The organism is Streptomyces sp. MZ04, from assembly GCF_004684775.1.
In the GTDB taxonomy this organism is placed as follows: Bacteria; Actinomycetota; Actinomycetes; order Streptomycetales; family Streptomycetaceae; genus Streptomyces.
In genome coordinates this window covers 1-12,841 of sequence record NZ_SRIC01000079.1, presented here as the reverse complement: position 1 = coordinate 12,841, position 12,841 = coordinate 1, and the positions used below count along the sequence as shown (strand labels likewise).

Below are 12,841 nucleotides of genomic sequence, written 5' to 3'. Positions count from 1 at the left end.
TCTTCTTCGTATCGTGGGTCGTTCATCGGAGGTGATCCAGCCAAGCCGGGCCGGAGGCCTCTCGACTGCTCGTTCATGTGCTGTTAACGCGGAGTGGGGCAAGTACACCGCCAGGTCGTCCGATGGGGTCAGTCACCGAAACCATGAAGGAGTTGGCTGGCCAAGCCGCGCGTCTTGTAGATTCGTATGAAGAACGGTCCTCACTGGCCTCGCGGATTCCCCCTGGAAGCCGGAGACGCCTTACGGCACAGGACCCCGGGTCCACGGACGCGAACTACCTGTACATCCCATTCGAGACAGATCGGCGGCGACGACACCATGCGGCTGCGCGCACTCCTTGACACCGACGCGCTGGGCCTCAGGCTGCTCGGCGGTGAGGACGAGCTCGACCGCACGGTGCGCGGTGTGATGACCACCGACCTGCGGGACCCCAGCCGCTACCTCACCGGCGGCGAGCTGGTCCTCACGGGCCTCGCCTGGCGCCACGACGCCTCGGACACGGAACCCTTCGTACGGATCCTGGCGAGCGCCGGAGTGGCCGCGCTCGCCGCGGGTGAGGCCGAGCTCGGCGACATCCCCGACGACATCGTGGAGGCCTGCGCACGGCACCGCCTGCCGCTGTTCGCCGTCAACGAGCGGGTCGCCTTCGCGACGATCACCGAGCACGTCGTACGGCAGGTCTCCGGCGAGCGGGCCGGTGACCTGGCGGCGGTCGTCGACCGGCACCGCCGCCTGATGACCTCGGGCCCGGCGGGCGGCGGCCCCGACGTCGTCCTGGACCTGCTCGGCTCCGACCTGGACCTGCGGGCCTGGGTGCTCTCCCCCGCGGGCCGCCCCATCGCGGGCTCCAGCGCGGCCGGACCCGCCCTGCCCGCCGAGGTCTGCGCGCGCCTCGCGGGCGAGCACCTGGCGGCGGCACGCACCGGGCGGCGCGGGCCGCACCGGGTCCTGGTGAACGGCGTCACGTACTCGCTGTTCCCCATTCGGAGCAGCGGGCGAGCTTCCGCGGGCGCGGGTACGGCGGCATCGCGCGACGTGCGCGAGACGGTCCTGTCGGACTGGCTCCTCGCCGTCGAGGCCGACGCGGGCGACTGGCCCGAGGAGCGGCTCGACCTGCTGCAGGGCGTGACCCAGCTGATCGCGGTCGAGCGGGACCGGCGGGACGCCGCCCGCACGGTGCGCCGCCGCCTCGCCCAGGAGGTCCTCGAACTGGTCCAGACGGGCGCGGCCCCGGCCGAGATCGCCGCACGCCTCCGGGTGGCCGCCCCGGTGCTCCTGCCGGGCCTCGGCGCGGCGCCGCACTGGCAGGTCGTGGTGGCCCGCGTCGAGTGGGACGGCGACGAGATCGAGGGCGGCCCGGTGGCCCAGTCCCTCCTGGAGGAGATCCTGGTGGACCCGCTGTCGGCGGGCCCCGAGCCGTCCGACCGGATCGCGGTGGCCCATACGGGTGACGAGGCGATCGCGCTCGTACCGCTGCCCGCGGTGTCCTCTGAGCAGGACGGCTCGGAGACGGGCCTGCTCGCGGACTCCCTCCTGGAGTCCGTCCGCGACCCCTTGTCGGCGGGCCTCGACGGCGACGGCCGCCTGACCCTGGGCGTCAGCGCCTCCGTGCACTCGGCCGAGGGCCTGCGCGGCGCCCTGGAGGAGGCCCGGCACGCCCGCCGGGTCGCCGCGGCGCGCCCCGGCCGGGTCTGCGCGGCCGGCCACCAGGAGCTGGCCTCGCACGTACTTCTGCTCCCCTTCGTGCCGGACGACGTCCGCAGGGCGTTCACGGCCCGCCTCCTGGACCCGCTGCGGGACTACGACCGGCGCCACCGCGCGGAGCTCATCCCGACCCTGGAGGCGTTCCTCGACTGCGACGGTTCGTGGACGCGCTGCGCGGCGCGGCTGCACCTGCACGTCAACACGTTGCGCTACCGCGTCGGCCGTATCGAGCAGTTGACGAGTCGTGACCTTTCACGCCTCGAGGACAAGCTCGATTTCTTCCTGGCACTGCGGATGAGCTGACAGCGGACCGGGGCCCCAAACCCCTTTCATGACACGCCCTTTGTGAATTCTTTCACCCAGCCCCTTGGCCGGACGCGTCGATCCGTGCTGAGATGCGCCCACGACTCAACAGCTCAATGGCGTGCTCGGGGAGGGCAACGTGGCGCATACCGCCATGTCTGGTACCGGAACGACTGCAGGGCACGATCCACTCCAGACCGCGGTATGGCGGCTGCGCTCGCGCGGCTGCTGGACCGACGCGGCCGCGCTGCTGGCCTCACGGGAGGGGCCGGCGGCGGCCCTCCAAAGAACCCAACTCCTCGTCGAACGCTGCCTGTTCACGGGTGATGGCTGGGGCGAGGCGGAGGACGGTCTGCGCACGGCCGAGGCGCTGGCCGTCGACGACGACGACCGGGGCGCGGCGGCTTGTGAGCGGGGGCAGTTGGCGTACGCGGCGACGGTGCTCTCGGTGCGTGACCGGGCCGACGAGGCCCGTACGGCGCTGGGGCGGGCGGCGGCCCTGCTCGCCCCGAACGCCCCGGGGCGGCCTCTTCTCGACTTCCGTCGCGGGTTGATGGCCGAGCATCTCGCGGACTCGCCGCAGGCGGCGCGGGCCGCCTACCGGCGGGCGCACGCCGGGGCCACGGCGCACGGCGACTCGTTACTGCTGTCCTTCACGTGGCGACACCTGGCCGGACTCGCCCTGCGGGAGGGCGAGTTGGCGGAGGCGAGGCACGGCTTCGCGGAGTCTCTGCGGATTCGGGAGGAGCTGGGCTACCTGGTCGGGACGGCCCCCGCGCTGGCCGCGCTTGCCGATGCCGAGCCGGAGCCGGAGGCGGGCCGCCTGCGGGCCGAGGCGGCGCGTCTCTTCCGCCTGATGGGCGGGGTGCCGTCCTGGCTGGCCCAGCAATTGTCGCCGCCGGCGCCGGCGGCGTAGGGGGCCTGGGGGCCCTGCGGGGCTCCCCCAGTGCCCCGAAGGGGCGCGGGGCTGTGACATGTGCGGCTCCGCGACATGTGCGGCTCCGCCGCGAAGGGGGTCCCCCCTGTTCGAGCGAAGCCGAGAACTTGGGGGAGCGACCAGCCACGACGGACCCGCGGACGAATACCGCACTTCCCGCGGAGCGCTTAGCCCCCCGCCCCCGCGAAATGCTCCCGCACCAAGGACTGGACGACGACCAGGTCGCGGGCCACCAGCGCCTCCAGCAGGGCCGCATGCTCCGCCGCGTCGGCGATGAGGTCGGCGCGGCGCCCGGAGACGGGCCCGCTCACCAGCGGCCACTGGGACCGCCGGTGGAGATCGTCCGCCACCTGCACCAGCTGCTGGTTCCCGGAGAGCCCGAGCACCGCCCGGTGAAAGGCCCGGTCCGACTCCGCGTAGCGGGCGAGATCGCCGCCCGCGGCCGCCACCACGCTCGCCTCCGCCAGCGGCCGCAGCTCACACCACCGCGCGGCAGGCACCGTACGGGCGAGCCGGAGCATCACCGGCACCTCGATCAGCGCCCGCACCTCCGCGAGCTCCCCCAGCTCCCGCGCGCTCCGCTCGGTCACCCGGAAGCCGCGGTTCGGCACGACCTCGACCGCGCCCTCGATGGCGAGCTGCTGCATCGCCTCGCGCACGGGCGTGGCGGAGACCCCGAAGCGCTCACCGAGCACCGGCGCGGAGTACACCTCGCCGGGCGCGAGATCGCCGCCGACCAGCGCGGCGCGCAGCGCGTCGAGCACCTGCCCGCGGACCGAGCTCCGCTGCACCGGCTTGCGCGGCGCGGGCGGCGATGGCGGCGCGGGCGACTCGGCCGCCGCAGCCACACCCGCATCCGCGTCCGCATGCGTGTGCTCACCCCGCGCCGATCCCGACCGCGGCTGCTCCGGCACACGGACGGCAAGGCGGTACGCGTCATGCGCTCTGGCCTGCTCCACGAGGTCCACCCAAGTCCGCTCGGTCCGAAAGGTACGAGAGGCACCATAGGCGGACAGCCCCGCAGTTGAAACCTCGATCACGTCGGGTAAGGTTAGGCTAACCTGCAATCGATCGTGATTCGGCGGTCCCCGCATGCACGTTCCCGCCTCGGCGAAGCGCCCCCCGAGCGCCCTCGCGGACGCCTACGCCCGCCTCACCGAGGTGTTCCCCGGGCTGCGTGTGACCGAGCTCGGTGACCTCAGCGCGTACGAGCAGGCCCCACAGGGCGGCGGCTGGGTCACCGCCGCCCGGCTCGCGGAGGGCGGGGCCGACCTCGACGCGTTTCTGGCGTGGGACGAGGCGCAGGTCCTGAAGGACTACGGGCAGCGGGGCCGCCCGGACGTCATCGCCAGTTTCGGACTGCACCGGTACGCCTGGCCGGCCACGCTCCTGATCACCGTTCCGTGGTTCCTGCACCGCCGCGTCCCCCGCTACCCCGTACAGAACGTCGCCTTCCAGCGCACCCTGGGCCGGATGGCCGTCCGCGGCGCGGGCTTCGCCTGCCTGCCGGGCGATCCTGCGGCGGCACTGCCCGGCGCCCGTGTCGTACCGGACGAGGAGGCGCTGCGCGCGGAGGTGCGGGCGGCCGTCGCCGAGCACCTGGGACCCCTGCTCGACGCCTTCGGGCCCCGGATGCGGCGCCGCTCGCGCGCCCTGTGGAGCGTCGCCACCGACGAGATCGTCGAGGGCCTCTGGTACATCGCCCACCTCCTGGGCGAGGAGCAGCGCGCCACGGCGGAGCTCGAGCTGCTGCTGCCCGGCGCCACGAAGCCGTACGTGGGAACGGCCGGGTTCCGGGAGCTGACGGGGCCGAACGGCGAGTCCCTGCCGACCCGCGAGCGCGCGAGCTGCTGCATGTTCTACACGCTGCGCCCCGAGGACACCTGCGTGACCTGTCCGCGCACCTGCGACACGGAGCGCGTCGCGCGGCTCAGCGCCGCCGCCTGACCGCGCCACCGCGCCACCACGGTCTCCGAAATCGCAGCCGCTTCCCCCTGAACCACCCCTTCGTGTCCATTTAATCGAACTCAACTCGCCCTCCTGGCCGCTGAGTTCGAGCAAAACGGCGCGCGCCGCACCCCTTTGCACCCCCCAAGGCGTTCTCTTGCCCCGAAACCCCTCTGAGGGCCACCGGGATTGGGTCACTATGGCGCCCGAACGCCCTACCGCGACGCAAGGGACCCCAGATGAGACTGACCGACATATCGCTGGACTGGCTGCTTCCGGGCTGCGTCCTGCTCCTGGGCATGCTGGTGGCGGTGGCGGTGCTCGCACGCGGCAAGCGGGCCGGACAGAAAGCGGCCGCCGGCGCCTCCAGCGACGAATCGTGGGAACGCAGCGAGGAGCGCCGCAGGCGCAAGGAAGCGGTCTACGGCACGGCCTCGTACGTGCTCCTGTTCTGCTGTGCGGCGGTCGCCGCCGCGCTCTCCTTCCACGGCCTGGTCGGCTTCGGCCGGCAGAACCTGAACCTCACCGACGGCTGGGAGTACCTGGTCCCGTTCGGGCTCGACGGCGCGGCGATGTTCTGCTCCGTGCTCGCCGTGCGCGAGGCGAGCCACGGTGACGCGGCGCTCGGCTCGCGACTCCTCGTGTGGACGTTCGCGGGCGCGGCCGCCTGGTTCAACTGGGTGCACGCGCCCCGGGGCCTCGGCCACGCGGGCGCCCCGCAGTTCTTCGCGGGGATGTCGCTCTCGGCCGCGGTGCTCTTCGACCGCGCACTGAAGCAGACCCGCCGTGCGGCCCTGCGTGAACAGGGCCTGGTACCACGGCCGTTGCCGCAGATCCGCATCGTGCGCTGGCTGCGGGCACCCCGCGAGACCTTCGGCGCCTGGTCGCTGATGCTCCTCGAGGGCGTACGCACCCTGGACGAGGCGGTCGAGGAGGTCCGTGAGGACCGGCGCGAGAAGGAGCAGACGCGGACCCGCAGGCGGGACCGGGAGAAGCTGGAGCGCGCGCAGCTCAAGGCGATCAGCCGGGGCCACCGCGCCCTGCCCGGACGCGGCGGACGCCAGGTCGACATGCAGGCCGTGGCACCGGCCGCCGGGTCCGCGCAGGTCGGCGCGGACCCTGCCATAGCGCCGCAGGATCAGCTGCCGGTGCGCTCCCGCCCCTCCCTCCAGGCCGTCAAGAGCGGCTCTGAGACCGCGACGCCGGTGACCGTCGACCTCACGGCCGAGGACGACACACAGACACTGCCGAGGCTCGATTCCCTGGAGCAGAAGCTCAAGGACCTTGAGCAGCAGTTCGGTTGATGTCAGTCGCCTTCCAGGTCGCCTTCCAGGTCGCCTTCCAGGGAGCGGCGTGGGAATCGGTCGGCGGTCCGGGTCACACCGGGCCGCCGTCCAGTTCGAACCACACCACCTTCCCCACCCCGTGCGCCCGTACGCCCCAGGCATCGGCGAGGGACTGCACGAGCACCAGGCCCCTGCCGTGCGTACCGTTGTCGGCGTTCGGTACGCGCAGCTTGGGGCGACGCCCCACGAAATCCCGAACCTCGACCCGCAGTCGGCCCGGCCCCACGGTCGCCGTCAGGATCGCGTCGTGATCGGTGTGCACCAGTGCGTTGGTGACCAGTTCGCTGGTCAGCAGCTCGGCTATCTCGGATCTTCCCGGTTTGCCCCAGGAGCACAGGAGTTCACGCAGTGCCCTGCGCACCTCGGATACCGCCCGTAGGTCTGATCGCCCCAATCTGCGCCGGAGTTGAGCCCGGTCGGACTCCCCCACCATGTCGTCGGTCGGCTCGTCCCGTGCTTTCGGCGAAGCGGCCCCGGATCGTACGGGACCACCCCCTCGTACCTGCCTTGTCATGACCCCCGCCCACAAAATGAGTCCTGTTCCTCCCTGCTCGAACGCGTTCACGGAATGCATGCCCCACCCGGTTGGCGGCACGCCTGTCCATTCGTCAATCAAGGGGACGGGTGCGCCCCGGCCCCGCGGGGAAGTGAAGCGATGGATCGTTCCCGCATGATCCCGATCGATCCCGCCAGATCTCGCACGATCCCGCGTGAGTCCGTCCGAGCCCGAAACGAGGAGCCGCCGTGCACGACGACCGACTGCTGGTGGAGGGGCGCCTGGAGCGCGCCCTGCGGCAGTTCATCCGCCCCGCCCAGTACACGGACCGTGTGCCGCTCGCCCTCTCGGTCTGGCACGCTCCGGGCGAGCCCGTGCCCGTCGCCGAGGCCCTGAAGGCGTCGTACGCGCCCTTCGAGACCGGGACGGAGTGGGGAAGTCCCTGGTCAACCAGTTGGTTCCGGCTGCGGGGGCAGGTGCCCGACGCATGGCGCGGGCGGCGCGTCGAGGTGGTCGTCGACCCCGGGTTCACCGGTGACGGGCCCGGTTTCCAGGCCGAGGGTCTGGTGTACGACGCTTCGGGTGTTCCTCTGAAGGGCGTTCACCCGCGCAACCGGCACATCCCTGTGGCGGCTCCCGCGCAGGGCGGTGAGCCGGTGCACCTGCTCCTGGAGGCGGCGGCCAACCCGGCCGTTCTGCGTGACTTCGAACCGACACCGCTGGGCGACGTACTGACCGCGGGCGATCGCCCGATCTACCGATTCGCGTCTGCCGATCTCGCCGTACTGGACGAGGACGTCTGGCAGTTGACCCTGGACATCGAGGTCCTCTCGGAGCTGATGTACGAGCTGGACGCGGCCCGGCCGCGCCGCCACGAGATCCTGCGGGCCCTGGAGCGGGCGCTCGACGCGCTCGATCTGCACGACGTGCCGGGCACGGCCGCCGCCGCCCGCGCCCAGCTCGCCGGGGTCCTCGCCAGCCCCGCCCATGCCAGCGCGCACCGCGTCTCGGCGGCCGGGCACGCGCACATCGACTCGGCCTGGCTGTGGCCGCTGCGCGAGACGGTGCGCAAGGCGTCCCGTACGTTCGCCAATGTGACGGCGCTGGCCGAGGAGTATCCGGAGCTGGTCTTCGCCTGCTCGCAGGCCCAGCAGTACGCCTGGGTGAAGGAGCACCAGCCGCACATCTGGAAACGCATCAAGAAGGCGGTGACGGACGGCACTTGGGCGCCGGTGGGCTCGATGTGGGTCGAGTCGGACGCCAACATGCCGGGCGGCGAGGCCCTGGCCCGGCAGATCACGCACGGGATGCGGTTCTTCCGCGAGGAGCTCGGCGTCGAGACGGAGGAGATCTGGCTGCCGGACTCCTTCGGATACACCGCCGCCTTCCCGCAGTTGGCGAAGCTCGCGGGCGTCCGCTGGTTCCTCACCCAGAAGCTCAGCTGGAACCAGTCCAACAAGATGCCGCACCACACCTTCTGGTGGGAGGGCATCGACGGCACCCGTGTCTTCACGCACTTCCCGCCGGTGGACACGTACAACTCACAGTTCCACGGCACCGAACTCGCCCACGCCGAGCGCAACTTCACCGAGAAGGGCCGCGCCTCCCGCTCGCTCGTGCCGTTCGGCTGGGGCGACGGCGGGGGCGGCCCCACCCGCGAGATGATGGAGCGGGCGCGGCGCCTTCGCTCCCTGGAGGGTTCGCCGCGCGTCGAGATCGAGCGCCCTTCGGCGTTCTTCGCGGCCGCCGAGGAGGAGTACGGGGAGCGGGCGCCGGTCTGGTCCGGCGAGCTGTATCTGGAGCTGCACCGGGCGACGTACACCACGCAGGCGGCGACCAAGCGCGGCAACCGCCGCAGCGAACACGCCTTGCGCGAGGCCGAGTTGTGGTGCACTGCGGCCTCGCTGCGGGACCCGTCGTACGCCTATCCGTACGCCGCGCTCGACCGCCTGTGGAAGACCGTGCTCCTGCACCAGTTCCACGACATCCTGCCGGGCTCGTCGATCGCCTGGGTGCACCGCGAGGCCCGCGACACCTACGCGGCGGTCCTCGCGGAGCTCGACGCGATGACCACGGAGGCGGCGCGTTCCCTCGGCGCGGGAGAGCCCGCCGTGCTCAACGCGTCGCCGTACGCCCGCAGCGAGGTCGTCACGGCCGAGGGCGGGGCCCTGGTGCACGTCGATGTCCCGGCCCTGGGCACGCAGAGCCTGGCGGTCGCCGCCGGGCACACCCGCGCGGCGGGCACCGGCGCCACGGCTCAACTCGGCGACGGTGTCATCGTGTTGGCGAACCAGCACCTGCGCGTCACCGTCGACGCGGACGGCCTGCTGACCTCCGTACGCGATCTGGGAGCGAACCGCGAGGCCCTCTCCCCCGGATCGCGCGGCAACCTCCTCCAGCTGCATCCCGACCATCCCACGCACTACGACGCCTGGGACCTGGACCGGCACTACCGCAACACGCACACCGACCTCACGGCCGCCGAGTCCGTCGAGCTTGTGGAGGACGGGCCGCTGCGGGTGGCCGTCCGCGTGGTGCGCGCCTTCGGGGACTCGCGCATCACGCAGGAGATCCGGCTCGCGGCCGGCAGCCGGCGTGTCGACGTGGTGACGGACGTCGACTGGCGGGAGTCGGAGAAGGTGCTCAAGGCCGCCTTCCCGCTGGACGTGCACGCCGAACGGTCCGCCGCCGAGATCCAGTTCGGGCATGTGCACCGGACGACGCACGCCAACACCGGCTGGGACGCGGCCCGTTTCGAGATCTGCGCGCACCGGTGGCTGCGGGTCGCCGAGGAGGCGTACGGCGTGGCGGTGCTCAACGACTCGACGTACGGCCATGATGTGACGCGCGCGCCGCACGCGGACGGGCTCGGCACCACCGTGCGGCTCACGCTCCTGCGGGCCCCGCACAGCCCGGACCCGGAGACGGATCTGGGCACGCACCGGTTCACGTACGCGCTGCTGCCCGGCGCGACGACGGGCGACGCGGTCGCGGAGGGCCTCGCGCTGAATCTGCCGCTGCGGGTGGCCGACGCGCCCGTGCTGCCGTCGCTGGTGAGTGTCGACAACCCGGCCGTGACCGTGGAGTCGGTGAAGCTCGCGGACGACGGGAGCGGCGATGTCGTGGTGCGGCTCTACGAGTCGCGGGGCGGGCGCGCGGCGGCCACGCTCAGCACGTCGTTCGCGGTGAGCGCGGCCCAGGTGACGGATCTGCTCGAGCGGCCGCAGGGACCGGCCGATACGGACAGCGCGGGCCTGGCGCTCGAGCTGCGCCCGTTCCAGATTCTGACCCTGCGGTTGCGGCCCGCCTGACCAGCCGTCAGGGGCGGGGCACGTTCCGCAGGTTGGAGCGTGCCATCTGGACCATGCGGCCGACCCCGCCGTCCAAGACGATCTTGCTGGCGGAGAGCGCGAAGCCGGTCACCATCTCGGAGCTGATCTTGGGCGGGATGGAGAGGGCGTTCGGGTCGGTGACGATGTCGACGAGGGCGGGGCCCTTGTGCGCGAAGGCGTCCTTCAGGGCGCCGACGAGCTGCTTGGGCTTCTCGACGCGCACTCCGTACGCACCGGCGGCGCGGGCCACGGCGGCGAAGTCGGGGTTGTGGTTGGCGGTGCCGAACGAGGGAAGCCCCGCCACCAGCATCTCCAACTCGACCATGCCCAGGGAGGAGTTGTTGAACAGGACGATCTTCACCGGCAGGTCGTACTGGACCAGGGTGAGGAAGTCGCCCATCAGCATGGAGAATCCGCCGTCACCCGACAGGGAGACCACCTGGCGCTTGCGGTCGGTGAACTGGGCGCCGATCGCCTGCGGCAGGGCGTTGGCCATCGAGCCGTGACTGAACGAGCCGATGATGCGGCGCTTGCCGTTCGGGGAGAGATAGCGGGCCGCCCAGACGTTGCACATGCCGGTGTCGACAGTGAACACGGCGTCGTCGGCGGCGAGTTCGTCGACCACGGACGCGACGTACTCGGGGTGGATCGGGATGTGCTTCTCGACCTTGCGCGTGTACGCCTTGATGACGCCTTCGAGCGCGTCCGCGTGCTTCTTGAGCATCTTGTCGAGGAAGCGGCGGTTCGCCTTGGGCGTGACGCGCGGCGTGAGACAGCGCAGGGTCTCGCGTACGTCGCCCCAGACGGCGAGGTCCAGCTTGGAGCGGCGGCCGAGCCGCTCGGGGCGCACGTCGACCTGGGCGATCTTGACGTCGTCGGGCAGGAAGGCGTTGTACGGGAAGTCGGTGCCGAGGAGGATCAGCAGATCGCATTCGTGGGTGGCCTCGTACGCGGCGCCGTAGCCCAGGAGCCCGCTCATGCCGACGTCGTACGGGTTGTCGTACTGGATCCACTCCTTGCCGCGCAGGGCGTGGCCCACCGGCGACTTGATCTTCTCGGCGAACTCCATGACGTCGGCGTGCGCGCCGGCCGTGCCGCTGCCGCAGAAGAGGGTGACCTTGTCCGCCTCGTCGATCATCGCGGCGAGCTTGTCGATCTCCGCGTCGCCGGGACGTACGGAGGGGCGGGAGGTGACCAGGGCGGTCTCGGCGGCCTTGTCGGGAGCGGCCTTGTCGGCGACGTCTCCGGGCAGCGTGACGACGCTGACGCCGCTCTGGCCGATCGCGTGCTGGATGGCGGTCTGGAGCAGCCGGGGCATCTGCTGCGGGTTGGAGATCATCTCGCTGTAGTGGCTGCACTCGCGGAAGAGCTGGTCGGGGTGCGTCTCCTGGAAGTAGCCGAGGCCGATCTCGCTCGACGGGATGTGCGAGGCGAGGGCGAGGACCGGGGCCATGGAGCGGTGCGCGTCGTACAGGCCGTTGATCAGGTGGAGGTTGCCGGGCCCGCAGGAACCGGCGCAGACGGCGAGGCTCCCGGTGATCTGGGCCTCGGCGCCCGCGGCGAAGGCTGCGGTCTCCTCGTGGCGCACCTGCACCCAGTCGAGTCCCTTGGTGCGCCTGATCGCGTCCACCACCGGGTTCAGGCTGTCGCCCACGACTCCGTACAGGCGCTTGACGCCCGCGCGGACGAGGATGTCGACGAACTGTTCGGCGACGTTCTGCTTGGCCATGGCTTCACGAACCCTTCAGTCCCCTTGACGCTCCTGGGGTCCATGAATTCACAGTGCGGGCGCTCACGCCTCCCAAACGGCGGCCGCGGTCCGGTCGTCGGCGTACCCCTTCACCCTGACCTGGATGTCCGACAGGAAGTCCGCGAGGCCGGGCGGACCGGCGTCCGACCACCGCTGGGTGAGGCGCCCCGCGAGGCCGGGCTCGCCGCGCAGCGGCTCGGCGAGGCCTCCGCTGCAGAGCAGCAGGGCGTCACCCGGGCGGGCGACGGAGGCGCGGAAGCGGAACGGCTCGCGGGGCGGCGGCTCCGGGGCGGGCTCATAGGGACTCGGCGGCGTGATGATCCCCATGTCCATGGTGAGGCGGTCGCCCTCGGGGGTCTCCGAAGGCACCGAGCCGAAGCCGACCACGGGGGGTCCGGCGTCGCCCGCGGGGTCCGAGACCCGTGGCTCTATGTCCTGCCACTCCCCGTCACGGAGGCGGAAGAGGCCGCCGCCGCCGACGCCGAAGAAGACGCGGGTGCGGCAGGCGGGGTCGGCGGGCAGCAGCAGGCAGCGCAGGGACGCGGCGTACTCCTCGGGCTCGACGCCCAGGTCGGTGGCCTGCGCGCGGAGCTTGCCGAGGCTGCGGTCGGTGAGGCGGTGCAGGCCGCTCTTCAGGTCGCCGCGCCGGGCGGCCCTGATGTCCTCGGCGAGCCGCTGGTGGCTGCGGCCCACGGCACGCCCGATCCATGCGCAGGCGTCGGCCGCCGCCCGGTGGGCGCCCGGCGTGGCCCGCGCGCCGGTGGCCATGGCGACCAGGATCAGGGCGCCGTCACCCGCCCCGAACCGGGCGGTGAGCAGCGAGTCGCGCCGCGGCTCGCCCCGGTACCGGGCGGAGTCCCCGCGCACGGAGACCGCCCGCAGGGTGGACGTCCCGTAGCGCGCGCCGTCGAGGACGGTGTCGGCGACCAGGTCCGCCAGGTCGTCGGGGTCGGCGGCGGGCAGCACGGTGGGCTCGGCGTCGTAGGTGGGTGGGCCGTCGCCCACGTAGTCGACGGCGCGTGAGGG

9 protein-coding genes are annotated in these 12,841 nt (G+C 72.3%); 5 read left to right on the top strand and 4 right to left on the bottom strand.

Annotated features, from left to right (window positions below; all coding sequences use genetic code 11):
- Nucleotides 1–318: 318 nt before the first annotated feature.
- Nucleotides 319–2,007, top strand: a complete 1,689-nt coding sequence (locus E2651_RS18475) for a PucR family transcriptional regulator ligand-binding domain-containing protein (RefSeq protein WP_135332267.1) — start codon at nt 319–321, stop codon at nt 2,005–2,007.
- Nucleotides 2,008–2,161: 154 nt separating this feature from the next.
- The gene (locus E2651_RS18470) at nt 2,162–2,923 is read left to right on the top strand and encodes a hypothetical protein (protein WP_209446184.1); all 762 of its coding nucleotides are present in this window, start codon (nt 2,162–2,164) and stop codon (nt 2,921–2,923) included.
- A gap of 188 nt (nt 2,924–3,111) precedes the next feature.
- Here the strand turns inward: E2651_RS18470 and E2651_RS18465 are convergent, their stop codons facing one another.
- The gene (locus E2651_RS18465; RefSeq protein ID WP_245238972.1) at nt 3,112–3,903 is read right to left on the bottom strand and encodes a GntR family transcriptional regulator; all 792 of its coding nucleotides are present in this window, start codon (nt 3,901–3,903) and stop codon (nt 3,112–3,114) included.
- A gap of 133 nt (nt 3,904–4,036) precedes the next feature.
- Here E2651_RS18465 and E2651_RS18460 point away from each other — a divergent pair, with 133 nt between their 5' ends.
- Both E2651_RS18460 and E2651_RS18455 read left to right on the top strand, forming a co-directional pair.
- On the top strand, nt 4,037–4,891 hold the full coding sequence (locus E2651_RS18460; RefSeq protein WP_135332264.1) for a (2Fe-2S)-binding protein: 855 nt from the start codon (nt 4,037–4,039) through the stop codon (nt 4,889–4,891).
- A gap of 239 nt (nt 4,892–5,130) precedes the next feature.
- Nucleotides 5,131–6,195, top strand: a complete 1,065-nt coding sequence (locus E2651_RS18455) for a DUF2637 domain-containing protein (RefSeq protein ID WP_135332263.1) — start codon at nt 5,131–5,133, stop codon at nt 6,193–6,195.
- A gap of 73 nt (nt 6,196–6,268) precedes the next feature.
- Here E2651_RS18455 and E2651_RS18450 read toward each other — a convergent pair whose 3' ends face one another.
- Nucleotides 6,269–6,670: an ATP-binding protein gene (locus E2651_RS18450; protein WP_245238974.1), complete on the bottom strand. Its 402-nt coding sequence runs from the start codon at nt 6,668–6,670 to the stop codon at nt 6,269–6,271.
- A 311-nt stretch (nt 6,671–6,981) separates the two neighbouring features.
- Between E2651_RS18450 and E2651_RS18445 the strand changes: the two genes are divergently transcribed.
- On the top strand, nt 6,982–10,044 hold the full coding sequence (locus tag E2651_RS18445) for a glycoside hydrolase family 38 C-terminal domain-containing protein (protein ID WP_135332261.1): 3,063 nt from the start codon (nt 6,982–6,984) through the stop codon (nt 10,042–10,044).
- A 7-nt stretch (nt 10,045–10,051) separates the two neighbouring features.
- Here the strand turns inward: E2651_RS18445 and E2651_RS18440 are convergent, their stop codons facing one another.
- Nucleotides 10,052–11,794 (bottom strand): pyruvate dehydrogenase, encoded by a 1,743-nt coding sequence (locus tag E2651_RS18440; RefSeq protein WP_135332260.1) that lies wholly within the window; start codon nt 11,792–11,794, stop codon nt 10,052–10,054.
- 63 nt (nt 11,795–11,857) lie between these two features.
- Nucleotides 11,858–12,841 (bottom strand): protein phosphatase 2C domain-containing protein (locus tag E2651_RS18435; protein WP_348541646.1); only part of this gene is annotated, 984 nt, incomplete at its 5' end.